The 25,753-nt window shown below is 45.3% G+C and carries 29 protein-coding genes; 19 read left to right on the forward strand and 10 right to left on the reverse strand.

The features are described 5' to 3' along the window. The first annotated feature begins 84 nt into the window (after positions 1-84). From VX730_08910 to hflX, 8 genes are all read left to right on the forward strand, one after another. Positions 85-1,635, forward strand: coding sequence for a cytochrome c biogenesis protein ResB (locus VX730_08910; protein ID MEC9292506.1), 1,551 nt, complete (start codon positions 85-87; stop codon positions 1,633-1,635). Beyond that, positions 1,616-2,221 carry a hypothetical protein gene (locus VX730_08915; GenBank protein MEC9292507.1) on the forward strand — a complete coding sequence of 202 codons (606 nt, stop codon included), beginning with the start codon at positions 1,616-1,618 and terminating at the stop codon, positions 2,219-2,221. The genes VX730_08910 and VX730_08915 overlap by 20 nt, the downstream gene beginning before the upstream one ends. Before the next feature lie 13 nt (positions 2,222-2,234). After that, on the forward strand, positions 2,235-4,376 hold the full coding sequence (locus tag VX730_08920; GenBank protein MEC9292508.1) for an ATP-binding protein: 2,142 nt from the start codon (positions 2,235-2,237) through the stop codon (positions 4,374-4,376). 40 nt (positions 4,377-4,416) lie between these two features. After that, a complete protein-coding gene (locus VX730_08925) occupies positions 4,417-5,739 on the forward strand; it encodes a sigma-54 dependent transcriptional regulator (protein ID MEC9292509.1) in 1,323 nt (440 codons plus the stop codon). 97 nt (positions 5,740-5,836) lie between these two features. Next, entirely contained in the window at positions 5,837-7,195 is a 1,359-nt protein-coding gene (trkA, locus tag VX730_08930; GenBank protein ID MEC9292510.1) for a Trk system potassium transporter TrkA, read from the forward strand. 9 nt (positions 7,196-7,204) lie between these two features. Then, complete coding sequence (locus VX730_08935) at positions 7,205-8,656, forward strand: TrkH family potassium uptake protein (GenBank protein ID MEC9292511.1); 1,452 nt, start codon at positions 7,205-7,207, stop codon at positions 8,654-8,656. A gap of 154 nt (positions 8,657-8,810) precedes the next feature. After that, on the forward strand, positions 8,811-9,077 hold the full coding sequence (gene hfq / locus VX730_08940) for an RNA chaperone Hfq (GenBank protein ID MEC9292512.1): 267 nt from the start codon (positions 8,811-8,813) through the stop codon (positions 9,075-9,077). 2 nt (positions 9,078-9,079) lie between these two features. After that, positions 9,080-10,393 carry a GTPase HflX gene (gene hflX / locus VX730_08945; GenBank protein MEC9292513.1) on the forward strand — a complete coding sequence of 438 codons (1,314 nt, stop codon included), beginning with the start codon at positions 9,080-9,082 and terminating at the stop codon, positions 10,391-10,393. Between the two features lie 22 nt (positions 10,394-10,415). Here hflX and VX730_08950 read toward each other — a convergent pair whose 3' ends face one another. From VX730_08950 to VX730_08965, 4 genes are all read right to left on the reverse strand, one after another. Then, positions 10,416-10,766, reverse strand: coding sequence for a hypothetical protein (locus VX730_08950; protein ID MEC9292514.1), 351 nt, complete (start codon positions 10,764-10,766; stop codon positions 10,416-10,418). Between the two features lie 121 nt (positions 10,767-10,887). After that, entirely contained in the window at positions 10,888-11,736 is an 849-nt protein-coding gene (locus VX730_08955) for an NAD(+)/NADH kinase (protein ID MEC9292515.1), read from the reverse strand. Positions 11,737-11,806: 70 nt separating this feature from the next. Further along, on the reverse strand, positions 11,807-13,078 hold the full coding sequence (locus VX730_08960; GenBank protein ID MEC9292516.1) for a hypothetical protein: 1,272 nt from the start codon (positions 13,076-13,078) through the stop codon (positions 11,807-11,809). A 12-nt stretch (positions 13,079-13,090) separates the two neighbouring features. Then, positions 13,091-13,759 (reverse strand): OmpA family protein, encoded by a 669-nt coding sequence (locus tag VX730_08965; protein MEC9292517.1) that lies wholly within the window; start codon positions 13,757-13,759, stop codon positions 13,091-13,093. A gap of 152 nt (positions 13,760-13,911) precedes the next feature. Here VX730_08965 and VX730_08970 point away from each other — a divergent pair, with 152 nt between their 5' ends. The 5 genes from VX730_08970 to VX730_08990 all read left to right on the forward strand — a co-directional run bounded on the left by VX730_08970 (position 13,912) and on the right by VX730_08990 (position 16,932). Further along, the gene (locus VX730_08970) at positions 13,912-14,769 is read left to right on the forward strand and encodes an N-formylglutamate amidohydrolase (protein ID MEC9292518.1); all 858 of its coding nucleotides are present in this window, start codon (positions 13,912-13,914) and stop codon (positions 14,767-14,769) included. A gap of 41 nt (positions 14,770-14,810) precedes the next feature. Beyond that, complete coding sequence (locus tag VX730_08975; GenBank protein MEC9292519.1) at positions 14,811-15,482, forward strand: hypothetical protein; 672 nt, start codon at positions 14,811-14,813, stop codon at positions 15,480-15,482. Positions 15,483-15,540: 58 nt separating this feature from the next. After that, positions 15,541-16,146: a hypothetical protein gene (locus VX730_08980; GenBank protein ID MEC9292520.1), complete on the forward strand. Its 606-nt coding sequence runs from the start codon at positions 15,541-15,543 to the stop codon at positions 16,144-16,146. Between the two features lie 131 nt (positions 16,147-16,277). Next, a complete protein-coding gene (locus VX730_08985) occupies positions 16,278-16,580 on the forward strand; it encodes a hypothetical protein (protein ID MEC9292521.1) in 303 nt (100 codons plus the stop codon). Positions 16,581-16,605: 25 nt separating this feature from the next. Further along, a complete protein-coding gene (locus tag VX730_08990; protein ID MEC9292522.1) occupies positions 16,606-16,932 on the forward strand; it encodes a hypothetical protein in 327 nt (108 codons plus the stop codon). A 36-nt stretch (positions 16,933-16,968) separates the two neighbouring features. Here the strand turns inward: VX730_08990 and VX730_08995 are convergent, their stop codons facing one another. Next, on the reverse strand, positions 16,969-17,820 hold the full coding sequence (locus VX730_08995) for an NAD(+)/NADH kinase (GenBank protein ID MEC9292523.1): 852 nt from the start codon (positions 17,818-17,820) through the stop codon (positions 16,969-16,971). A 130-nt stretch (positions 17,821-17,950) separates the two neighbouring features. Between VX730_08995 and yajC the strand changes: the two genes are divergently transcribed. From yajC to VX730_09025, 6 genes are all read left to right on the forward strand, one after another. Beyond that, positions 17,951-18,298 (forward strand): preprotein translocase subunit YajC, encoded by a 348-nt coding sequence (gene yajC / locus VX730_09000; GenBank protein ID MEC9292524.1) that lies wholly within the window; start codon positions 17,951-17,953, stop codon positions 18,296-18,298. A 24-nt stretch (positions 18,299-18,322) separates the two neighbouring features. Beyond that, positions 18,323-19,891 (forward strand): protein translocase subunit SecD, encoded by a 1,569-nt coding sequence (gene secD / locus VX730_09005; protein MEC9292525.1) that lies wholly within the window; start codon positions 18,323-18,325, stop codon positions 19,889-19,891. A gap of 4 nt (positions 19,892-19,895) precedes the next feature. After that, a complete protein-coding gene (gene secF, locus VX730_09010; protein MEC9292526.1) occupies positions 19,896-20,864 on the forward strand; it encodes a protein translocase subunit SecF in 969 nt (322 codons plus the stop codon). Between the two features lie 184 nt (positions 20,865-21,048). Continuing rightward, positions 21,049-21,516, forward strand: a complete 468-nt coding sequence (locus VX730_09015; protein MEC9292527.1) for a hypothetical protein — start codon at positions 21,049-21,051, stop codon at positions 21,514-21,516. Between the two features lie 88 nt (positions 21,517-21,604). Next, on the forward strand, positions 21,605-21,865 hold the full coding sequence (locus VX730_09020; protein MEC9292528.1) for a hypothetical protein: 261 nt from the start codon (positions 21,605-21,607) through the stop codon (positions 21,863-21,865). A gap of 4 nt (positions 21,866-21,869) precedes the next feature. After that, positions 21,870-22,211 (forward strand): MazG nucleotide pyrophosphohydrolase domain-containing protein, encoded by a 342-nt coding sequence (locus VX730_09025; GenBank protein MEC9292529.1) that lies wholly within the window; start codon positions 21,870-21,872, stop codon positions 22,209-22,211. A 20-nt stretch (positions 22,212-22,231) separates the two neighbouring features. Here the strand turns inward: VX730_09025 and VX730_09030 are convergent, their stop codons facing one another. The 5 genes from VX730_09030 to VX730_09050 all read right to left on the reverse strand — a co-directional run bounded on the left by VX730_09030 (position 22,232) and on the right by VX730_09050 (position 25,719). Continuing rightward, on the reverse strand, positions 22,232-22,561 hold the full coding sequence (locus VX730_09030; GenBank protein MEC9292530.1) for a hypothetical protein: 330 nt from the start codon (positions 22,559-22,561) through the stop codon (positions 22,232-22,234). Between the two features lie 120 nt (positions 22,562-22,681). Continuing rightward, positions 22,682-23,035, reverse strand: coding sequence for a hypothetical protein (locus VX730_09035; GenBank protein MEC9292531.1), 354 nt, complete (start codon positions 23,033-23,035; stop codon positions 22,682-22,684). A gap of 76 nt (positions 23,036-23,111) precedes the next feature. Beyond that, positions 23,112-23,516 (reverse strand): hypothetical protein, encoded by a 405-nt coding sequence (locus tag VX730_09040; GenBank protein ID MEC9292532.1) that lies wholly within the window; start codon positions 23,514-23,516, stop codon positions 23,112-23,114. A gap of 12 nt (positions 23,517-23,528) precedes the next feature. Next, positions 23,529-24,854 carry a methylenetetrahydrofolate--tRNA-(uracil(54)-C(5))-methyltransferase (FADH(2)-oxidizing) TrmFO gene (gene trmFO, locus VX730_09045; GenBank protein ID MEC9292533.1) on the reverse strand — a complete coding sequence of 442 codons (1,326 nt, stop codon included), beginning with the start codon at positions 24,852-24,854 and terminating at the stop codon, positions 23,529-23,531. A 46-nt stretch (positions 24,855-24,900) separates the two neighbouring features. Next, positions 24,901-25,719, reverse strand: a complete 819-nt coding sequence (locus tag VX730_09050; GenBank protein ID MEC9292534.1) for a hypothetical protein — start codon at positions 25,717-25,719, stop codon at positions 24,901-24,903. Positions 25,720-25,753 lie beyond the last annotated feature (34 nt).

The raw sequence follows: 25,753 nt of genomic DNA on the forward strand, positions 1-25,753 counted from the left end.
AAAGCTGCACCACAGTGTACTTTTGTACATGAGGAGCGGAAGTTTATAAGCTGTGGCTTTGCAGCCCTGTATGGAGAGATTTAAATGCAGGCCATTCTATGGGTATTGAGTCGTATGACCACAGCCATATATGGCCTGCTTCTTATTGCGCTGGCCTCAGTGGCGGGTACGCTCCTTGTACAAGGGGAGAGTGCGGCAAACTACGATATGCGCTTTGGTGAATTCTGGTCAGCGGTCTTTCAGCTTTCAGGGCTTACTCAGCTGTTTAGCTCTTGGTGGTTCCTTGGGTGCTGCTTCTTTGTAGGGCTCAGCGTTGCGGCTTGCCTGACACAAAGTGGTCGTCAAATTCTCAAAAAGCTCCTCACGACACCAGTTGTTCCTAAATCTATTCCTAAGCGTTTAGAAGAAGTGCAGATTGATTCTCATACAATGGCCCTCATTGATCGTTATACAAAACGTACATTCAGCCTTAAACAGACATCACAAGAAGGCTTTACAGTTTACCGCCTTGGTAAGCTGAACCGTATTGGTTACTTTGTGCTGCACATCAGCATCCTTGGTGTCATTGGCAGCGGGTTTGTCTCAGGTGTATTTGGATATAGAGGGATCGTGAATCTGACTGAAGGGAAGGGATCTGCTGAAATCATCGTGCCACAAGGTGGCGAAATGCGCTTTGAAACACTACCGTTTACTATTGTGAATCGTGGCTTTAAAGTAGATTACTACGCCTCAGGGCTTCCTAAGTTTTATGAAACCAAGCTAGATATCATTAAAGATAATGGCCTTGTCCTTAATAAGAACATCCAAGTGAACAAGCCTATTAATGTAGGTTCTTACACGCTTTACCAATCTGATTTTGGTGATGCTGGTTCAGAAGTAAACGGGCGTATTCGTTATACATTTTCAAATGATAGCAGTGAGTTAAATGCTAAAATTCATGAAGTGCATGAGAAAGATGATGTGCGCATTGAGTTCATGAATTCAACAGCGCATGTAGCGTCTAAGGTGCTTGCTGAAGGAACTAGTATCCCAAGCATGCAAAGTGATGGCGCCGCAGTAGACTACGTTGTAAAAACACCAACTAAATCCCCAATGGGCTTTAGAAGTTTTACTGGTCAGCCTGATGTAATTGGTGTTCAGGTAGAAACAGATGTTTATCAACCTATCTTTCTCGGTCTTAGCCTTGCGGATGATACAGGCTGGGATATTGTTGAAACCGTCATGAATGGCCTTACTAAGAACGATGACGTGCCACTTTCGCCACAGCGTTTTAGTGAGCTTGCAGATACGGCTGTAAAGGCTTACCCAAAGGAAGAGCGTCTCACTCTTGCATTAAAAGCCTTACAAACTGTGCGCGTTTTACAACAGTTTGATATAGAGGTTTTATACTATGCAGAAAGCATAGAACCCAAGCTATTTAGCGGTGTTCAGGTCAGTTTCGACCCTGCTGTTCATGCCTTCTGGGTGTTCTCTATCCTGCTTCTTGTGGGGGTTATGCTGATGATTTACTTTCCGCACGGAACAGTTTATTGTGTGGATTACAAAACAAAAGCCCACATTTTTGTTGATGCAGGGCGCTATACTGGTCGAATAACAGCATGGATTTTAAACCTAGATGCGACGCATAAATCTTAAAGCTTATTTTGCAGCCCTGGTTCTGGGTGTTACTTTGCTATGCGCGACGCCATCTATTGCTGATATTGAGCACTACGAATTTTCCAAAGAAGATAATGGTGAAATCACGCTAACAGGTATCTTTAGAGATAATGACAACTTCTACGATGCCATTGTGAGCCAATTGAAAACAGGTGAGCTACTGGAAGTCATGCTCACAATTGATGTACGCCCGCAAGGTTGGTGGAGCAAAACAAAGTCATACTTTACCAAGCGTCGCCATACTGTGCATAAGCGTTTATCACTCGACCTTCTTACAGATGAAGTCTCTCTTCATCGCAATGAAACATACACAACCATCCTTCCATTGAAGGACCTTATGCCGTCTATCCTTTCATTCTCAAACGTAACCATCATTCACCCAGAAGATGTAGAGAAGGGCGAAACATACTTGGTTGATGTGGAACTGTCTTTCCACCGTGGCACATTTGAAGAAGGCGATGTATGGCAGAAAATTAGCCACTTGCCACGTTACGCTATGCGTTACATTCCAGAAAGTTTACTCAACCCAACACTGGGCACATCGCTCAGCTATAAGTACAAATAATAAGAGGCACCTTTTGAAAACGTCTGTTCGTGCAATTATGAGTCGAGTCATTCAAGCCAGCAGCTGGTTTGTTATGGCAATTCTGATCTTCTTGATTATCGCATCAGTCGCAGGCGTTATGATTGCCCCAACCATTTCAGGGCCCATTTTCCTTGGCATTATTACACTGAACATCCTGCTTATTCTTGTGGCTTCACTTTATATTGGCCGCAAATTAGTAGATGTCTTCCTGAATAAAACCAATTCACTCATTGGCGCTAAGCTTCATGTCAGGCTTGTGGGTATCTTTAGTACGCTGGCGTTTATGCCAGCACTTGTGGTTTCAGTAGCGTCTATCTTTGTCCTAAACCAGGGCCTAGAAACATGGTTCTCAGATCGTGTCACGCGTGCCCTTGATGGCTCGCTTGAAGTGGCGCAGTCATACCTAAAAGAGCAACAGAAAACACTCCTTCTTGAAAACAAATCTATTCTTGGTGAACGTCCAGTAGCAGATGCACTTCTTCTGCTAGATGAACGTGGGCTTACTGAAGCTCTGGAAGATCAACGACGCGAACGCCTGATGAGTGAAGTTTATGTCTTCCAAACAGACGGGGCACTCTTTGGCCAGAACATTGGTGAAGATATTATTCTACCAACAGCGGTTCTGAGTGCGATTCGTCAGCCTGTTCCAAATGGTGAAACACACCTTTCATTCCAGAACAACCGTATCTATGCCGTATCTCCAGTGGGGACACGTAAGGTTCTTGTAAGCTCTCGTCCGATTGAGCCAATTCTTGTTGCCCGCATGAACGAGACTGAAGAAACATATCGTGACTACTATGAGCTACGCACACATAGAAGCGAAGTAAGATTCACACTCACGCTCACTATGCTTGCGCTTGGTCTTGTTGGTCTTGCTGCTGCGATTTGGGTGGGTATTACACTTGCCGGTAAGATCGTAACACCAGTTACAGACCTTGTTTATGCAACCAACAAAGTGAGTGCAGGGGAGTTAGATGTTCGTCTGATTCCACAAGACGATGATGAAATTGGTATTCTCACCCAGTCCTTTAACCGCATGACAGGGCAGCTACGCCAAAACCGTGAACTGCTTGAGAAGAAGAACAAAGAACTTGATGAACGCCGCCGCGGTATGGAAGCCGTACTTACAGGTGTAACATCAGCTGTTGTGGCACTTGATAATAACGGTAATGTGATTCTGAGTAACCGTATTGCTGAAGAGCGCTTTGGCCTTTCTCAAGGAGAAAGTCTTGGGAACCATAGTGCTGAACTCCAAGATGTCTTTGAAGAGTTTGTGGCTAAACTTCCTGAGATTGATGAGCGTAAGATTACACTGAATGTAGACGGGGAAGAGCGTCGCATGCTGCTGCGCCTTGTTCCAATGCGTCAAAGCCGTGCCAAAACACAAGCTGTTGTGATGACACTGGATGACATCAGTGATCTTCTAAGTGCACAGAAGGTTGCAGCTTGGGCAGATGTGGCCCGTCGCCTTGCACATGAGATTAAAAACCCTCTCACGCCGATTCAGGTGAGTGCTGAGCGATTGAAGCGCAAATATACGAAAATCATGCCAGAAGATGATAGAGAGCTGTTTGGGCAACTTACAGGCACAATTGTCGGACGCGTAGAAGATTTGCGTGAGATGCTCAACGAATTTAGCGACTTTGCCCGAATGCCTGCGGCAAAACAAGAAGTTGCGGATATTATGCCTCTTATCAAGGAAGAAATTCTGCTTCAACAGCAAGGCCGCGAAAATATCGCATACGAAAAAAATATTTCGGTTGAGCATGCTGAAGTCAATATGGATAAAAGCCATATCAGACGGGCATTTACCAACCTTTTGGAGAACGCTGCAAACGCCGTAAGTGAGCATCCAGATGCAAAAAATCGTATCGGATTGATAAAAGTTGTTGTAGATATGTCACAAAGTGGTAGACTGTTGTTGTCGATTGAGGACAACGGGGTCGGCATCTCTGAAGATGTAGACCTAGACAAGCTTTTTGATCCTTACGTGACAACGCGTAAGAAAGGGACAGGACTTGGACTTGCGATTGTAAGACGAGTGATGGACCAGCACGGTGGCCAAATCAAACTCTCAAGAAGAGAAGAGGGCGGCACCAAAGTAGAATTAAGTTTGCCTGTGGTTGAACAATAGGCAGACCAATAAAAACAATATTAAAAAATGGGGTTATACGATGAGCAATTACGTGCTGATTGTCGATGACGAAGGGGACATTCGTTCCTCTCTTTCAGGACTACTAGAAGATGAAGGTTATAAAACTGCAACTGCGTCAAGCGGTGAAGAATGTCTTGATATTGTAAGTCAGAAACTTCCTGATCTTGTTCTTCTTGATATTTGGATGGAAGGCATGGACGGTCTTGAGACTCTATCTCGTCTTAAGCGTCGTGCACCAGACCTACCAGTTATTATGATTAGTGGTCACGGTACAATTGAAACTGCGGTAACAGCGACACAGAAGGGTGCTTACGACTTTATTGAGAAGCCACCTTCAGTTGACCGTCTACTTCTCACAGCAAGCCGTGCAATTCGCGAAACACAACTACGTCGTGAGAACATGCTTCTTCGTAGCCGAGGTGGTGAAGTTCAAGAACTTCTTGGTATCTCATCTGAGATCGCAACTGTGCGCCAAACAATTAAGCAAGTTGCCAGCGGTGAAAGCCGTATCATGGTAACGGGTGAAAGTGGTGCTGGTAAGGAAGTTGTTGGTCGCCTGATCCACAAAGGCTCTCGCCGTGCAGATCGTCCATTTATGTCAATCGCACCAGGTGCTGTATCTGATGCTACATTTGACATGGCCCTCACAAGTACACTTGTACAAGCTGCTGGTGGTTCACTCTTCCTTGATGAAGTTGCTGACCTAACGCCACACATGCAAGCACGCCTTCTGAAGTTCCTGCAAGATGGTCGCATTCACGATCCTAAGAGCGGTGGCCAAATTGAAGCCGACGTTCGCGTGATTAGCGGAACATCTAAAGACATTAAAGAAATGGTTGATGCTGGTAAATTCCGCGCAGACCTATTCTACCGTCTAAACGTAGTGCCAATTCATGTGCCTGAACTACGTAAGCGCAACACAGATATCCCAACACTGGTTCAGAACTTCCTTAAAGTTCTTTCTCCAGATAGCGGTTCTGTGCCAAAGATCGCGCCTGCAACAATGGCAATCATGACAAGCTACACATGGCCGGGTAACGTGCGCCAGCTACGTAACCTTATTGAATGGCTGATCATCATGCACCCTGGCAAGATGATTGTTCCAGACATGCTACCACCAGAACTGATGCGTGGTGACGGTTTAGACACAGATATGATGGAAAAAGCGGTACAAATGCCACTACGCCAAGCGCGTGAGCTATTTGAGAAGAATTACCTAAGCAACCAGCTGGTTCGCTTTAGTGGTAATGTTTCAAGAACCGCAGATTTCGTAGGGATGGAGCGCAGTGCACTGCACCGTAAGCTTAAGTCTCTTGGTGTCGAAACACGCGGCGAAGCTTAATATTTAAGCGAAACCTTTTAAGAGCCTCCTTGTCAGGGGGCTCTTTTTTGTGGGAAAATAACTGGCTAGCAAAAATAAAAAATAAGTTTATAAATTTATGTTAAATGCCATTGTCGTTGGTGCAGGTGAAGTCGGGATCTCTATTGCGCAAAACCTGAGCGCAGAAAACCATAACGTTGTGATGATTGATAGCGATGCACACAAGTTGCAGCAAGTGCTTGATGTTGTCGATGTACAAATTGTGGAAGGGGTAGGGTCTCACCCTGATGTTCTTGAGCAAGCAGGCGCCGACCGCGCACACCTCATTATTGCGGTAACTCAATCTGATGAAGTGAACATGATTGCCTGCCAAGTCGCGCATAGCCTCTTTGGTATTAACAAGAAAATTGCCCGCGTACGTGATATGGCGTACCTCAACATTACCCACAACCGCCTATATAACCGTGAGGACATGCCAGTTGATGTGGTGATTAGTCCAGAGAAAGAGGTAGCTGACGCTGTTGTACGTGCGGCTGAAGTTTCAGGGGCGTTTGATGTTACGTATATGGCAGACAGCTCGCTTTGTCTGATTGGCGTTAAAATCCCACATGCTTGTACATATAGGGGTATCAAACTTCGTGAGGTCCTTGAGCGCATGGAGTACGAATTCCGCATCATGTCAATCTTCAGAAACGAGCGTATTATTTACCCACGCGGTGAAGACCACCTTGAAGAAAACGATGAAGTTTACCTTCTGTGCAAAACAAATGATCGCAACATGATTATGGAAGAGCTTGGCTACATGGATAAGCCAATGCAGGATGTCATGATTATTGGGGGCGGACACATTGGTTATGAGATTGCTCTACAAATGGAGCACCAAGGTGTAAATATCCGCATTGTAGAAAATAATATTGATCGCGCAAACTACCTTGCACACCACCTCAACCATGCTGTTGTTCTACATGGTGACGCTCTTGATAGCGACCTACTTGTTCAAGAGAATATTTCATCAATGGACGCCGTGTTTGTGATGACAAGTAATGACCCAAGTAATATTCTGTCATCTATTAGTGCGCGTAAGTTTGGTGTAGAAAACATTATTACACGTGTCAGCAGCCGTATGCTGATGCCACTGGCAGATACACTGCGTCTTGATAAAGTCATTTCACCACGTGAAATTACAGCCTCTCGTATTCTTCAGCATGTGCGCCGCAGTAAGTCTCGCGTAGAAGATCTACACACAATTCACCAAGGCCGCTTAGAAGTGATGGAGCTGAAGGTGACATACAACTCTCCATCTCATGGCCGTACAGTGGGTAGCCTTGGACTTTCTGATGGTGTGAAAGTATCCGCAGTTCTTAAAGGTGATGGATCTATCATCTTTGCAGATGCGCACGTTGGTATTGAGGAGGGCGATACACTTATTATGGTCTCTCGCGCTGAGTGTATTACTGAAATTGAGCAAATGGTGTAAGGGGACGTCGTGCATTACCGTATGATCTTTTACGTTCTGGGAGTTTTCGTCTGCGGCTTTGGCGCATTGATGTCTATCCCTGCATTTGTCGCACTATTTTTCCAAGAAGGTATGGCCGCAAAAATCTTCCTTGAAGTCTCTTTTGCAACCATGGTTTCTGGTGGTGCTGCCATTATTATGATGCGCGGGACAAGCAAAGCAATGAACCATAAAGATGCGTTTCTCTTAACGTTTCTCACATGGTCTATACTCTCGGTTATTGGGAGTTTGCCTCTCTACTTTACAGGCGCAGCCCCAACCTTTGTAGATGGACTGTTTGAATCCGTTGCAGGGATTACCACAACAGGCGCCAGTGTTTTGAGTGGCTTAGACCAGATGGATCACGGTGTTCTCCTGTGGCGCTCCATGCTTCAGTGGATTGGTGGTATGGGTATTATTGTCCTCGCCGTTGCCGTTCTCCCGTTCCTTGGAATTGGTGGTATGCAGCTCTACCGTAGTGAAATGCCTGGAGTTACAAAAGATAAACTCCAGCCTCGCATTAAAGAGACAGCTAAACTTCTTTGGATCGTATATCTAGTTCTTACAATTCTATGTGCGGCAGCTTATAGTGTCGCAGGGATGCATACGTTTGATGCTGTAGCGCACGCCTTTACAACAGTTGCAACAGGCGGCTTTTCAACCCATGATGCTTCCTTGGGGTACTATAACTCTTTAGCTATTGAAATGGTGGCTGTACTCTTTATGTTCCTTGGTGCGGTAAACTTTAGTTTGCACTACATGTTCCTGACAACAAGCGGACGTGTGGTTTATGCCCGTGATGCTGAGTTTAAGATGTTCGTTGTACTTGTTGCTGGGGCCGTGATTGTACTGAGCCTCATGCTGACACTCCTTGATGTCTATGAACTTACAGAATCTATCCGTTACTCACTGTTTAACGTCATGGCCGTAATTACCACAACAGGTTACGCGACAGCAGATTACAACGCTTGGCCAGTGCTAGCACCTATGACGATGCTTGTCCTGATGTTCTGGGGTGGGTGCTCTGGTTCTACATCTGGTGGTATGAAGATTCTGCGTATTATGATGATTGTAAAGCAAAGTCAAACAGAGCTGATGCGTCTATTGCACCCAAGTGGGGTTGTGCGCGCTAAAATTGGTAACCGTACCATTTCAAGCGATGTGATGCAGGCAGTATGGGCCTTTGCAGGTTTATACCTTGTTACGTTTATTATCATTTCTATTATTATGGCAGCCTTTGGGCTAGACCTTGAAACAGCCTTTAGTGCCGCTGGGGCAACCCTAACAGGCCTTGGCCCTGGTCTGGGTGAAGTGGGGCCTGCCAGTAACTACGCAGGGCTACCACAAGCTGCTAAAGTGGTCCTCTGTTTCTCTATGCTTCTTGGGCGTTTAGAACTGCTTACTCTTCTTGTGCTCCTTATGCCTGCATTCTGGCGTAAATAAAGTTGTGGTCTAGTGTGTTATTTTTTTCACAGGGGAAACACTTTTGTAAGGAGATATAAGGGGTAAGGCTTGAGTGAGGGCGTGTTGTTGTTTACGATAAACCATCTCGCAAAAAGTCGGGGTCAATAATAAAGACAAAGAAAGTGTGCCGCAAATGGCTAAAAAGGACGATAAGACAAATAATGTCCAGGACGTGTTTCTGAACCATCTTAGAAAAACACGTCAACCTTGTACGGTGTTTCTAACAAACGGTGTTAAGCTTCAAGGCAAAGTAACATGGTTTGATAACTTCTGCGTAACGCTCACACGCGATGGTATTACTCAGCTTGTTTACAAGCATGCCATTTCTACTGTGATGCCTGCAGATGCGTTCCAAATGCATGACATCCTCGATATCGATAACGTTGGTAACGAAGCTTAAGCGTGGACGAACAACATTTTACTGGCACAAACTGTTATGTGCTACACGTAGAATCTCCTCCTCTAGGGGGGGAGGATAAACTACCTTCTTTACGTTCCTCTGAAGATAAACTCGCAGAGGCCATCAATCTGACTGAAGCTCTTAACCTAGAGGTTGTTGGCTCTTCTTCTGTTACGCTCAAGCGTATTAACCCTAAATCCTATGTAGGTGGCGGTAAAATAGAAGAGGTGGCTGAGTTCTGCCATGAGAATGGCGTAGATATTGTTGTGGTGAATACCCAGCTGTCTCCCTCTCAGCAGCGTAACCTAGAGCTTATGATGGAACTGAAGGTGGTTGATAGAACGCACCTTATTCTTGAAATTTTTGCGGATCGCGCCCGTACCAAAGCTGGTCGACTGCAGGTTGAACTTGCACACTGCATGTTCCAACAGAGTAGACTTGTTCGTACATGGACCCACCTTGAGCGTCAACGTGGTGGCCTTGGTAAAACAGGTGGACCTGGTGAGCGTCAGATTGAGCTTGATAGACGTATGATTCAAGAACGTATTATCAATATTAAAAAGCAGTTGGTAAGTGTTGAGAAGGAAAGGGAGCTTCATCGTAAGACCCGTAAGAAATCTCGCATTCCTGTGGTTGCACTCGTAGGTTATACCAACGCTGGTAAATCAACGCTCTTTAATGCACTTGTGGGTGATGAAGCCGAAGCCAAAGACATGCTCTTTGCAACGCTAGATCCACTCATGCGTCGTTTCTTACTTCCAAATAATGAGCCGATTATTCTGTCTGACACTGTAGGGTTTGTGAGCGACCTTCCTCACCAACTTGTTGATGCCTTTGCAGCAACGCTAGAAGAAGTGGCTGGCGCAGATCTTCTACTCATTGTCCATGATGCCAGCAGCCCTGATGCTGACGCACAATACCAAGACGTCTGTGAAGTTCTCAAGAACATTAAGGCAGATAAGGTACCAATGCTCCATGTAGGGAACAAAATGGATATGGTTGAGGGTGGCTTTAACTTCCACCTGCCAAAAGGTACACTTCCAACATCAGCAATCTCTGGTGAAGGTGTAGAAGAGCTTGTACAAAAGATGACTGAAAACCTATTCGGTGAAGAGAAAACCTTTGTGTTTGATGTTCATGCGTCAGAAGGAAAATGGATGGCATGGCTCCATGCTCATGGTGATGTATTGAGTAGTAGTCTAAACGAAGATATCTGGCATATTGAGGTGACGCTAAACAGCGCAACGGCAACCATTCTTCAAGAAGAAGCCCCTCATATTTACGAGACACGACAAAACATGAAAAAGCCTGCTTAAACGCAGGCTTTTCTTTGATCGATTACTTGCCAATGGCCAGTTTAATATCATGCTTTTCCGCAACAGTTTTAGCCATAAAAACATACAAGCCAAGAACCAGCAGTAGCAAAATGCTACCAGTCATTGCAGAGAAAGCAAGAACAGCACCAGCGCCAATGCCACATTGAATCAGCTTCAACGTGCCGACAGATTGATACATCGGCAGATAGCCTGTTTGCTTCACTTCTTTTGCGGCTTTGAATTCAAAGTAGACGGCTGCAACATAAGCAGCAAACACTAAAATAAGTGCAAAACCAGACAAAGCCATTGCCACAACAGTTGTTGCGCCGACAAGTTGGTACTTTTCCTGAGTTGTCAAAATACGTTGAGTCATAGGAGATCTCCATAGAAAACGGAAGACAAAGTTGGATTGCTTTTGTTCTATCTGAAAGAGTGGGACTGGTCAATCGGAATAAGAAAAAGCCCGCTTATGCAGCAGGCTTTTCCAGTATCGTTTACGTGAGTTTTTGATGATAACGCTCAAAGTAGCTGAGCTCTTTGGTGGTGACCAATGGGAAGGTATAAGGGCTTTTGCCCACACAAAGCGCTTGCCCTGCAAGAACAGAGCAAGGGCCGGCTTGCCCATCAAACATAAGCATGCCACCCTGTGCGCCAGCTGCATTCAAACTCATCCGAATTTCAAAATGATCCGGCAAAACATGAGGCCGAACAGCACGAGACTGCGCACAAACTGGTGTCATGATCATAGCTTTGAGAGATGGGTGCATCACAGCACCAGCCGCAGAGCGGCTATACCCTGTAGAGCCTGTGGGGCTCGCAAAGATCATTCCGTCACCACGGTAGTCTTGTAAGACAAGCTCACCTTCCACATAAATATCAAAATCCAGAGGGCGCTCATGCGGATGACGGTTCACAGCCACCTCATTCACAAAGGCAAACTGTGTTTCACCAACAGTCGCAAGAAAGTATGGACGGTGCTCAACATTATATTGACCTTCCAGGACTTGCTGGAGGGTAATGTAAGCATACTTCGGCGAGGTATCGGTCAAAAAACCAATGGTGCCAAAGTCAATCCCAATCATAGGGATATCTAACCCCATAAGAGGTGTTGCAGCATGTAGAAATGTGCCATCACCACCCATAATCACAGCAAGGCTGTTGGAGGGTAGATCTTTTACATCCATGCGCGGGAAAGGTACCACAGGCATCAGACTTTCATCTGGCCCACACAGTACAACTGATACGCCAAACTTTTTGGCCAGCTCATTGAGTTCATCAAAAACAGGATAAGAGAAATCCATCTTCGGATGAACAAATAGAGCAAGTGTTTTAAACACACTCATAGGTGCCTCCATAACAAAAGGGATAAGAAGTCAGAGATGACCTATTATGTATACAGAGAGGTATTTTTTGTCAAGATTTCTTAACGATACGGTACTTACTCTTCAGTGGAATCGCAATAGCAACAAGCATAAAGCAAAGGTGCGCCACAGCAAACCCTGCCACAAGTGCTACATCTGGGTAGTACGGCTTTAGAGCAAAGAAAGCTGCAAAGTAAAACAGGACAATCAAGCACTGTAGAACAAAGAACAACTGCGTGCGTCCAATATAAATGTAGAAGAAACGCAGGAAGTCACCCACCAGAAAGATTGGTAGCGTTGCACACAGGATGTAGAAGTTCGTATCACGCAGCTCAATACCAAAGAGTTGCATATCAAACTGAGCAACCCCAATCACAAATACAGCAGCGACTAGACCCAGCGCATAAAACAGCGGAGGCACAGCCATAATACGCATATCAAAGTCTTTCGGCTTTTTCGGGTTCTTACGCTTTACACGTGTGAGCACATATTGGCTTACCGGCGTAGACATCATTTGGCTTGCCTGAACAAGCATCATTGAAATTGTAAGTTTTGCAATGGCTGTCCCAGGCATCAAAATTGGCGCCATAAGAATAGGGGCACGCATCAGGAAACTAGATAGCAAGAAGCTGAGCCCTGCAAAGAATACACTTCTAAACTGTTCGTAGAGGTCTCTCATATTGAAGTTAAACTCAATCGGCTTAATACGGTGAAAGATATACGCTGAGATCGCCAGACGAATGAGCGTCGGTGCCGACATCGCCAGTGCAATATGGTTCAGCGTCTTCACTTCGTAGATCGTCATAACAAGTAGTACTGAAAGCATCGTAATAAAGGCCTCAGCGACACGTAGAGACGTTTCAACAAGCTCATACTGTCTACCACGCAACATATGCATGAAAGGATCTGCAAGAGACGGGTTAGAGGCAAACAGAGCCAGTGCCAGACCAAAGCCAAATAGCTCTGGACTTAAATTCCCTGCAATGTGGGTAAAGAGAATAAAGGAAATAAAACATGTGATTCCAAAAATCACACGGTACCCAAGCACCGTTGCTACTTTTTTCCTATTCGTGAAGTACTCATCATCACTTGCATGAATGGTTAGCGTTGTGTGCAGACCAAAGTCACTCACTGAGTTAAAGAAGATCGCAACCGAATAGAAGTAGAAAAATGTATTAATCGCAGGAACGCCCGCAAGGTAGTGGCTAATCATCGCAACCGTTACAAAACGAAGAACCGTCATCAGTGCATTATTAGAAAGCACCAAAAAGACACGCTTCAAATGGTGTGCAGGAAGGAGGAGTTTGCCACTACGTCTGATCATGCGGGGTTACCTTTAAAAGCCTTCTCTATGAGGGGCAATGAGAATTTCAACGCGGCGGTTTTGTGCGCGGCCTTCTTGTGTATCGTTGCTGGCAACAGGGAGACGCTCACCCATACCACGCACAACAAGACGGCTGCCTAGTACACCGTCGCCCATCATGATGTCGCTTACGGCTTGCGCACGGCGGAATGATAGGGCTTCGTTGTAATCTTCAGAGCCAACGCTATCTGTATGACCAATCACATCAACGTATGTGCTTGGGTAACCGTTAAGTACATCAGAGATGTTACGAATGACACCGTAAAAATCTGGCTTCACTTGCGCTTTGTTAAAGTCAAACGTAATGCTGTTTGGCATGTTCAGAAGAATGTTGTCGCCTTGGCGTTCAACTTCTACACCTGTGCCTTGTAGGCGCTGGTTAAGGAGCGCTTCTTGTTGCTCCATGTAGTTCCCGACAACACCACCAGCAAGAGCACCAATACCTGCACCGATAAGGGCGTTCTTACGCTTGTTATCAGCGTTATCAGCACTAATAGAACCTGCAAGGCCACCTAGAGCTGCACCAAGTACCGCACCAATCACAGCGCTGTTGTTTTCATTTGGTTGACCATTCGGGTGTGTACCAGTTGTTGTACATCCCACAAGAAGGGCGCTAAGCGCCAGAGAAATATAAGGTTTCATATGCATGCTCTAAATTGTTTAAACTAAGGCTAGTCTTGTGATGATGGAGGGATTTGTCAACCCCTTTAAAAGGGTGTAGAATTCAATTTCTTAAATAAGGAAAATAAATCATGAAAGACCCTTTCATATTGCACACCCCGCAGGGGGAACTCGTGCCTGCGTTTTTTGATAGCCCACACAGTGGCAAAAATTATCCCGACACATTTAAACACCGCGTTTCAAGAAGTATCCTACGCACTCTAGAAGATATGTACGTAGACGAACTCTTTAACGCTGCACCATCACTTGGTGCCCCAATGCTGGAATCTCTCTTTCCGCGTAACTTTATTGATACAAACCGTAGGCTGAGTGACCTTGACCCAAGCATGGTTGAAAATGGCTGGTGCTACGTCCCAACAGAAGAGAGCCGTTACGCGCGTACAGGTAAAGGCCTTATTTGGAAAGAAGCCTACACACACGGCGCCATTTATCATGATCTTCTCACCAAGGAAGACGTCACAGATCGTATTGACAACTACTACAAGCCATACCACAGCGCCCTAAGAAGCCAAATTGATGAGCTTCATGGCCAGTTTGGTGTGGTTTACCATGTGAACTGTCATTCTATGCCTGGCATTAGCTCTGGCGGCGAATTAGACGAGAAGGGTACAAAACGCCCTGATATCGTAGTGAGCGACCGCTTCGGTACAACCTGTGATCCAAACTTTACCAAGCTGATTGCCCACGCTTTTGAAGAGCATGGCCTAACAGTGAAAGTGAATGACCCATACCAAGGTGGTGAAATTGTAGCAGGCTACGGACAACCTGATCGCGGCGTACATAGTGTACAGATTGAGCTGAACCGCGACCTGTATATGGATCCCAATACGTTAGAGAAAACAGATGGCTTTGATACGCTTCATGTCATTGTGAGCGATGTCAGCCGTCAAATCTGTGAGTATGCTAAGGCAAATATCCCAGTAAAAACACTGCCAAAGGGCTTGAAGGAACGAAGGAAGGTTGCTATATAGCTATTATTCCTAACTTTCTTCTCGTTTAACTGGAGGTCTTTATGACTGAAGAACAACTGAAGGCACGTATTGCTGAACTTGAAGCCAAGGTCGATGCGTTGGAAAATCCCGAGTGGCCCAAAGCAGCTCCGGGCTGTGGTGCGCTGTTTTATTACATCACTGATGATGATGAAGCTTTTGTACTGCTGTCTCGCCGTGGTACTGAACATGGTGAAGGCTATGGTATCACAGGTGGCGGTTTCTACAGTGTAAAGAAAGCCACGCCTTACAGTCTTGGTAGTCCTGTGTTGACTCATGAGCTGGAATGTTTCCGTGAGCTTTGTGAAGAGTTTCGAGACCCAGGCCAAAACGAGGATGAGAGCGATACTCTTGAGCAAGTTATGGCCAAGGCAACAGCTTTTACATCACTTGTTCCGAAAAAGCGGTTTACTGAACATGCTGAGCGCCTGTGCGGATTCGTTGTTCAAACGCCCAATGACCCGCACAACCAATACCATGATTGTAACTTCTTTGCCTTTCAGGTAACAGAGAAGGTGGCTATGCAGCTTATGGCTATCCCTGCAAATGCAGAACGGCCTGAAACGGTTGCTGTTCCCATTGAAGAAGAAGCTCTCGTTGACGTTACCTGCGCCTTGTTTCATAAACATGAAGCTGTTCCGATTGTTCAGCTTCTTCAATATGTTGAAGAAAAAATGGCTGATGATCACGTCTGAGTTAATCGATGAAAAGCCCCGCTACACATGCGGGGCTTTTTGTTTTATAATAGATCTTATGAAAGAGAATCCGTCCATTTTAGAAGAGCTCAGAGATCTAATTCAAGAGGTTGATAACTGCCTTGCTGATGAAGACTTTGAAACCGCTTGGGCCTTTGTGGAGCAGTTTATTCTTCTAGAACATGATGGAAGCTTTAGCGCACAGAGCGAAGTGCTAGACACTAAAATTTGGGATGTGAACGCTCCAACAGTTATGCTTGATTCTAAAAAGGTCATTCACCGTTCTCGAATGAAAGCTTATACCGATCCTGATTTTGGTAAAGGCGCAGTCATGCCGCTACTTCCGAATACAGGCCTGCGCTTAAAGGATCAACCTTACGCTGTTCTTTGTTACCTTGATATTGGCGGCTGCCTCACACTCAGAAGAGAGAAGGGCGCGCTCTTTGCGGCAAGCCACAGTTCTCCAGATACGCTTAAAGGCGGTGCTGACTTTACTATTTCAGTTGGTGTGGCTCTTTCAGAAAACCATCATGGTCGGCTTCTTGGCCTTCCAGCAGAACCCTTCATGATTATGGCAACCTCTAAATGGATCGCTGCCATTCCAGCAGAAAAAGACGGCTTTGTTCTCAAGACATTTGAGGGCGGACAACTGATTGAATATTAAATTCTTTTTAAAAATTAATGTATACATTGGCCCTGCTATTTTCCTCAGCTAAAAACGACGTCTACGTGTAAATACGAGTAATCTTTGTTATCTAACTTTTTCTGAAACCTTGCTTTGAAAAGGAGATCCCTATGGGACCCAGTTTTGGCGCCGTTCGTAACGGTGATAAAGTCATCTTCAATGCCAGCTATATGGCTTCTGCAACCAACTACAGTTTTGAAATCGGTCCTTGCATGTTGGAAATTCCAACCAAGCCCGGTGAAGTGCTGCTGGACGTTGCCATCAAAGGCGCAGGTCAAGTTGGCGGCTGTGCGATGACGCAGATCAATGGTCAATTTGAAATTGATGACCCGAACGGTGAAATCAAAACCGTAAAATTCCAGTTCAATGGGAATTGGATGTCTGTTGACGTTGTCACCCGCTGTGGCAACTAAGCCCTCTTTGTGAAGGAGGGATCTTATGACAACCCCAATGATGGACCGCTTTATTGCGGTTCGCCATGGTGACACGATTACCTTCAAAGGTATGATGTGGGCACCCACACCTGGTTACGCACTGGCGATTGAGCCTGCCAACCACGACAACCTACTGCCGCAAACCACATACCCGCTGCAAGTTTCCCTTGAGGGGAACAGTGGTGGACTGATGGAGGCGCAGGTCATGACACCGACAGAAGGTGAGTATCAAATCCACGACCCTTCGGGACTCATTACCAAAATCCGTGTGTATAGCCGCGACAACCGCAGCTATGACGAGATTGCTGTCACTGTCAGCGAAACCAACTAACTCGAATAAGAAGCCCCGCAACATGCGGGGTTTTTCTTATTGGCTGGTATCCCAGTGAAGTTTTGTTCTGAGGAGATCAAAATAACTCATACGGTTACTGTGAATAATCTTCATAGTGTGCGGGCTCTTCTCAATGCACACGCTTTCCGCTTCTTTCAGTTCCATAGAGGTTTGTCCATCTAGGCTCAGTAGGGCTTCTGGTGTTTTAAGAGTCAGCTTAACAGGCACATTTGCAGGCAGCACGACAGGCCTAAAAGTCAGTGTATGTGGGCTAATTGGCGTAAGAAGTAGGGCATCCACACTCGGATGCACAATCGGGCCACCAGTAGAAAGGTTATACGCTGTAGAGCCTGTTGGCGTTGCAATAATAATCCCATCTGCACGGCGCTCTGTTACGTGCTCACTATCAACCTTCACATCAATCGAGACCATTTTATGTTCAGATTTACGGTTCAGAACCGCATCATTTACAAATGGCAGAACCGTATCACCAATACGCGCTGTAAAGTAAGGGCGGTTATCAATCTTAAATTCGCCAGCAAGTACGTTACAGATTTTTTTATAGGTATGCTCAGCGGGTACATCTGTTAAAAAGCCAAGGTGACCAAGGTTAATACCAAGAATTGGAATGTTCTTACCATAGAGTAGGCGGCTTGCATTTAGGAAGGTGCCATCACCACCAAGTACAATCGCCAAGGTTTCATGATCTTTAAGATGAGCCGTCTCTTTACGTGGGAAAGGTGGGTCCATCATCACTTCCACCTCAGGTGCGCACACCACAACCTCTAGCTCTTTTTCAGTAGCACATGTTTTGATCTCTTCAAACACCGCATGCATCAGGCTTGTGCCTGGCTTAATAAAGAGGGCTAGCGTTTTAAATTGGCTCATCATGTTATCCTTCTTATGGAGCTGCATCTAAATTCTTTATATATGAGACTTTGTGTGATAGACAATGTTTCTCACTTTCGATATTGTGACACAGAAATTTTTAAAACACACGTTTAAGGAATAAGAAAAAATGTTGACAGCATATGCACAAACAGCAGCAGGCGCAGCACCAGCAGGTGGCAGCGGCCTACTTATCGCTTACCTACCGTTTCTAGCGGTTATTGGTATCTTTTACTTCCTCATTATCCGTCCACAAAATGCACGTGCCAAAGAGCACGCAGAGATGGTTTCTAGCCTCAACAAGGGCGATAAAGTCATCACATCTGGTGGTATCCACGGTGAAGTTGTGAAAACAAACGAAGACATGATCTCTCTTTCTATTGCAGAAAACACAGTGATCACTGTGAATGCAACAAGCATCTCAGTGCGTACTGAGATGGGGAAAGCATCACAAAAAGCTGCTAAAAAGGCTGCATAATTTTAAAGCAAAGGATTAAGAATCGTGCTGAATATATCTGTTTACAAAAAACTTTTTGTTTTATTGGTAGTCATCTGCGGGCTTACGTTCGCTCTACCAAACTTTGTAGAACATAGCGCTCTACCAAACAAAAAGATTAACCTTGGACTAGACCTTCAGGGCGGTTCTCACCTTGTACTTAAGGTAGACCTTGCTGACCTTATCGCAAGAAACGTTGAAAACCTTGCCGATGACGTACGCCGTGAGCTACGTGATAGAGAAAAAGGACGCCTGACTGTTCGTAACTTCAAAGAAGTACGTGGTGGCCTGCGCTTTAACGCAACAAGCGATGAAGTGGCTTACGAAGCGATGGAACGCCTCAAGCGCTCAGTACGTGACGTAGAGATTAACCGTAACGGTCTCTCTATCACAGTAAACTACACAAGTGATGCAATGGCTCAAATGGAGCTTTACGCTATTAACCAAACGCTTGAGATCCTCCGTAACCGTGTGGATGAGTTTGGTGTTGCAGAACCAGTGATTCAGCGTGAAGGCACTGACCGTATTATTATTGAGCTTCCAGGTGTAGATGACCCGGCGCGTGCGAAAAGCGTGATTGGTCGTACAGCACAGCTATCTTTCCACCTTGTAGCAGATGGTTACGACGCCAACCAGTATGTAGAGCGCCGTCCACCAGCAGGCACAAAGCTTCTTTACATGCAAGAAGGGCAGGGTGAAGACATTTACCACCGTCCAATTCTTGTAGAGCGTCGTGCTGTGATTACAGGTGAGCGTCTCTCTAATGCAAGTGCTGGCTTTAACCCACAAGATAACGCGCCATCAGTCTTCATTGATTTTGACCGCTCTGGTGCTCTTAAGTTTGGCCAAGTGACATCTAACAACGTTGGCCGTCGCCTTGCCATTGTACTTGACGATATTGTTTACAGTGCGCCCAACCTAAACGAGCCTATTCTTGGTGGTAGCGCCGTAGTAAACGGTAACTTTACAATTCAAGAAACAGAAGACCTTGCAACCGTTCTACGTGCGGGTGCGCTTCCAGCACCTGTTAACATTGTTGAAGAGCGTACAATTGGCCCGTCACTTGGTGCGGACTCTATTGCTGCAGGTAAAATGGCCATTATGGTTGGCTTCCTGTTTGTTCTTTGCGTGATGTTCGTGTTCTACCGTGGCTTTGGTATGGCAGCAAACGTAGCGCTTCTATGTAACGTTGTGCTTATCCTCGGTATCATGACAATGCTTGGCGCAACGCTTACACTTCCAGGTATTGCAGGTATCGTTCTAACAATGGGTATGGCGGTTGATGCCAATGTTCTTATCTTTGAGCGTATCCGTGAAGAATCTAAGAAGGTCAAAAGCGCAAGCGCAGCCATTGATAACGGCTTTAAAGGTGCGTTCTCTACTATTATGGATGCCAACGTAACAACACTTATTGCAGCGGTTGTTCTGTTTGCTATTGGTAGTGGCCCAATTAAAGGATTTGCCCTTACGCTTTCTGTAGGTATCGCAACATCTATGTTTAGCGCAATTATGATTACTCGTATTTTAGTTGTGACATGGCTCAACAGAGCTAAGCCACAAACGTTGAAAGGATAAAGCCATGATCAAACTGGTTTCTGATAACATTAACTTTGACTTTCTAGGCAAGCGCAAACTTGGCGCTATCCTATCCCTTACGCTTCTTGCAATAACAATTGCACTGCTTGTTGTGCGTGGCCTTAACTGGGGTATCGACTTTACAGGCGGTATGCTGGTTCAATTGCAAACAGAGAAAGCAGCACCGATTGGTGATATCCGTGAATCTCTTGTAGATGCAGGTTTTGTTGGCTCAACAATTCAGGCTTACGGTGCAGATACAGAATTCCTTGTGCGTCTTCCTGTATCAGACTCTGAAACAGAAGAGCATGGCGGTAACATTTCAGGTGCCGTTGCTTCAACAGTGGCTGGCATTGCAGGCCCTACAGATGTACGTCGTACAGAGTTTGTTGGCCCGCAAATTGGTGATGAGTTGAAAGAGAAAGGAATTCTAGCAATTCTTCTCGCGATGGGTGCCATCCTTGTTTACGTATCAGTACGTTTTGAGTTTCGTTACGCCATTGGTGCTGTTATGGCCCTTGCGCATGATGTTTTCCTAACGGTTGGTTTCTTCGCACTGATTCAAAAAGAAGTGAGTATGCCTGTGCTTGCGGCGCTTCTAACAATCATCGGTTACTCGCTTAACGATACAATTGTTGTATTTGACCGCGTGCGTGAAAACCACCGCGGCAACCCTAAAATGAAAATGTTTGATGTTCTGAACCTCAGCCTTAACGAGATGCTAAACCGTACGTTAATGACCTCTCTCACAACGCTTGTGGTACTTATGGCCCTTTACCTATTTGGTGGTGAAGTGATCAACGGCTTTGCTTTAACCTTGATTTTTGGTGTGATTGTGGGAACATATTCATCAGTATTTGTTGCATCACCTGTGGTACTATGGATGGAACGCTACGCAGATAAGCGCCCGAAAGGCAAAGGCGAAGACGAGATTGACTACGCCGCAATTGCCGCAGGTAAGGTCCGCGACTAGTACAAAAACAAAAGTTGCCTAAGACCTCGCTTATGTTCAGCGAAAATGGCTAATTTGAAGAACCGGAACGCAATGTATATAGAGATACATGAGTAACGGAAGCACAAAAGTAGACATTTGCAGCGATCATAAGTAGAGTTATGAGGTTACTTTTAGCCCTAATAAAAAGAAAAAAGGCAGTTCAATGTTTAAATATGGTTTTCTCGCTCTTGCAGTACTTGTAACTGCATCACCAGAAGCAATCGCGATTGATCGTGACGTACAGATTGAAATTCGTCGTCTTGAGCAGCGTCTTGGCCGTGAACAGGAAACCAATCGACAACTCCTTCAAGATGTTCGCCAGCTGCAACGCCAAATGGATCAGCTCATTAAAATGGTTGAGACTGTAGAGACAAAGAAGGATGAACTGACGGACGCTCTGACAAACGTACAAAACGTAGACATTGCTAACCTTAAGTCTGGCCAGCAGAACCTTTACGATAACATCGATGTTCTCAACTGGGGTGACAAACAACGTGAGTGTCCAGAGATCAAAGCGACGCACCAGCAAATCAAAACAATGATGCGTGATGATAACAAGGTGACAAGTAAGTCTCTTTGCTATGATGGTAAAGTACTGCACCTAGAATCATCTCTCAATGTAGCGCCATAACCTATCTTAGATTTATTCAGTAGATTTACGATATGAATTAGTATATGAAGCATTTACTGGGCTTAATTTATTATAAGGAATAAAACGAATGTCTCTACATGTACACCTATTTACTCTATTTCTTTTACTAGCTGCTGCAAGTGGGCTTGGTTTCTTTTGGGCAAAACACACAGAAATAAATGCTCTTCTCCTAGAGACACGAACCAATGCTATGCACCAATATCTTGTAAAAGATGAAAATATCTATCGTCTGAATCGTTACAAAGGCACATTACAGCTTTGTAATGCCGCTGATAAAAATGCGGACGGCGTATATGAAAAAGTAACATGCTCAAAAGCGGTGAAATAATACGATGCCGATATTTCCAAACACACCTGCAACACTGGCTGATTGGCAAGATTACATCAAGCAGATGAAAGTTGAGCGTGGGTTTGATACGTCTAACAAAATCAATGAATGCTTCCTTTTAGGTGAAGAAATAGGGGAGCTGTTTAAAGCCGTGCGTAAAGCCGAAGGCTGGAAGATTGATACAACAGACCAAAAGAATGATGATGTCGCGCATGAGCTTGCAGATTGCCTCATCTTTCTATTGAGTATTGCTAACCAACACGGCATTGATATTGAATCCGCCCTGAGAGAAAAAGAAGCCATCAATAACAACCGTACTTGGGCGCAAAAAGAAAAGACAGCCTAAGCTGTCTCTCCTCCATCGTTTTAACTTTCAGTTTCTTCTTCCCATTCATAGCCGTCCTGGCTAACAGAGCCTTTAAGCATGATGACATTGCCTTTACCATCAAAGCGTACACCCACAATAATAGTAGGTACATCAGCAAGAAATTGGCGATAGATGCCAATATCACCTTCAGCGCTATGCTTTGAGAGAATCTCATGCATTGCTTTGTCATATACACAATCAAGCGTAGGAAGGAAAAGCAACCCTTCTTTCAGCTGGTCTGCACAAGGTGCAAACATAGGGTGTTCTTTTAGTTCATCAGCGCAAGCCTGAGAAATTTGCACACTATTCTTCGCAAGTTTAAATGCCATGGGTACACTCCTTAATGGCTGAGAAAAAGATAAGCAAAGATTGAATTGTCGCAAACCTACTTAAAATTGCCATTCATGACAAGAAAAAAGGCAGCAACTTGCCACCTTTTTCTTTTCGATTTATTGCACGTCTTCAACGGTTTCCAGAACATTCCAGACATAACCACCGCCATTCACGCGTGATCCGTGCAGGCTGCGCATGCCACCTTTGCCGTCAAAGCGGTAGCCAAACACCAACTGGCCGGGGAAAATTTCCCGTACATAGACGAGATCACCTTCTGCTTTGTGGGCGATGAGAGTGCCGAGAAAGCTCGGACCGGACATTTCGTAGAGGTTAGGGTTCGGCATCAGCCGTGCGCCAGTCTCTTCGCAAACGCGCTGTGCAGCACCATGAAAGACTGAATTTGCCTGCAACGCTTCTGCACATTCAGCTGAGATCTTCACAGTATTTTCAAGAACCTTGGGCAGTGCCATGGTAAAAGTCTCCTGAGAGGTTACGGGAAGTAGAGATGGGTCGTACTAAAAGTATAGGAATAGATTCAGCACATTACTAGTGCTTAGTACCAAGAAACTCTTCAGTTTCACCAAGCATAGGGTGCATGCGGCGCCATTCACCAGTAAAAGTGCCGTTAGAATCAAAATGGCCTGCAACGTAGTACTTCTGTGGAACTTGAATATTGTAATCAGCATTAGCGCAGCTATGCGTAGCGTACATGACTGTAAACTCTTCTGCTGGGGCTTCGCCTTTATAAACTTCAAGTTCACGTACTTCAGCAAAACCAGAGTGCACTTCACCCTTATCAACCACCTCAACCTGAGCAACATAATCAACTTGGCTAATATCTTTTGGAAGACGAGGAAGGAAGGTTTGTACCTCTAACATAAGCCCTATACAGGCCTCAGCGCTTGTTACAATAGAAAGAGTAAGAACCAAAACGCTGAGGATGTATTTCATATGTAAAACCTTTTAACTGTTTCTCCACTGGTCAAAGTATTTGCCAGCACGTACACCATAGTACTCTTTTCGACTCTTCTTGTACACTTTGCCATCTTCTTCATCAGGCATTGGGAGAAGGCCGTAGTTTACATTCATAGGCTGGAAGGTTTTAGCGTCTGCTCCACCGGTAATGTGTGAAATCAGCGCACCAAGCATTGTACGCTCAGGTGGTGATGCCATGTCTTCACCTTTCAGCTCAGCATCAAGGAAGAGAGCAGCAAGAAGGCCCATTGCTGTAGATTCAACATATCCCTCAACACCAGTCACCTGACCTGCAAAACGTACGTTAGGCTGTGCTTTCAGGCGCATTTGTTCGTCTAGTACTTCTGGGCTGTTGATAAATGTGTTCTTATGGATTACACCAAAGCGAACGATATCTGCGTTCTCAAGGCCAGGGATGGTACGAAGCACCTCTTTCTGGGCGCCCCATTTCATACGTGTTTGAAAACCAACCATATTGTATAGGGTACCAAGCTTGTTATCTTGGCGGAGCTGAACCACTGCATAAGGCTTTTCAGTTGGGTTATGAGGGTTAGTCAGCCCCTTCGGCTTCATTGGGCCAAAACGCAATGTTTCTCGGCCGCGCTCAGCCATCACTTCAATTGGAAGACATCCATCAAAGTAGCCCACGTCTTTATCTTCTGGGTTATGGCCAACAGCTTGTTCAGCACTCAGGATATCATCTAGGAATTTTTCGTACTGCTCTTTGGTCATTGGGCAGTTAATGTAATCTTTACCGTCACCCTTATCGTAACGAGACTGCATCCAGCAGATATTCATATCTACTGATTCTTTCGTTACAATTGGGGCCACAGCATCAAAGAAAGACAGACGGCTTTCACCAGTCTTATCAAGAATAGACTTTGCAAGACCTTCAGATGTAAGAGGGCCTGTCGCAATAATAACAGGATGGTCTGTTGGGATCTCTGTTACTTCCGCGCGTATTACCTCAATGTTTGGGTGGTTCATAATCTTATCTGTCACAAAGTCACTAAACAGCTCACGGTCCATTGCAAGCGCACCACCTGCAGGCAGCTTAGTTTCATCTGCTGCTGAAAGAATAAGAGAGTTTAGATTACGCAGTTCCTGATGAAGGACTGCAACAGCATTTTTTGTCGGATCACTCCCACGGAAAGAGTTAGAGCACACAAGCTCAGCAAGCTTATCTGTTTTATGAACAGCTGTCGGTTTTACGCCGCGCATTTCATAAAGCTTAACGCTATGCCCACGTTCAGCAAGTTGAAATGCAGCTTCACTACCGGCTAGACCGCCGCCAATAATCGTAATATGTGTCATGTATAAATGCTCCTAAACTTAGTGCATTCAACATATAGGGGCGCTTTTATAGATCGTCAATAGAAAAGCCGACAGATTTGCTAAAAGGGTCGCCACCATCTCCTGTCTCGTCGCCAGAAGGCAAACGGGTCATCTTATCAGCGAATGATTCCGTTGTTTGAGCTTGCGGCCTTACCACTTCGCCTGAACCAAGGCGAGCAAGTGCTTCACGTTGGCTTTTACGTAAGCCTTGCATGTAGTCATAAACCACACGTTTACGAACCTTCAGGTCACTACGTTCAGACTGCTCCATAAAGTCGAGAGGGTTAAACAGCTTCTCGTTATGGCTGAGCTTCACAAGGTTATCAACAGCAATCGGGCCAGAGTCCGCATTATCATCAACCTGAGGAGATGCAAAACACTTAATCTTCACGCGTGGTAGAAGACGCTCAATCATACGGCACATACGGTTTGGTACCGCACGACCGTTAGGGTCCACATACTTAAACACGCTTTGGCCTTGATCGAGCACACCCACTGTTGTGTAGTAGCCGCGGCCGTCTTCAGTTTTCAAAAGAAACTGGAAAAGAACCTGTTTATTGCTTGGGTTGTTAGCAATGCGCGTCAATTCATCCTCAAACCAGACGCCGTTATCCACATCAAACGTAACGCCTGACTGGTTAAGTACCAACGATGACTCCTCCATGTTCAGAGAAGGGATGTAGTAGCTAATAAGAGCACCTACATCATGAATTGGATGGTATTCCTTACCAGAGGCACGATTACTCGTCCCAGAGCTTTGTTTGCCCTGATACTGTCTTGTCAGGTTCGAGTCGCCATCGTATGTGGCGTAAACTGAACCGTCGTGGAGTCTTACGTAGCGCATTTAACTGCTAACCTCTTTAATTTCTTATTAACTT

Source organism: Pseudomonadota bacterium (assembly GCA_036141575.1).
Classification (GTDB): domain Bacteria; phylum Pseudomonadota; class Alphaproteobacteria; order UBA2136; family JAPKEQ01; genus JAPKEQ01.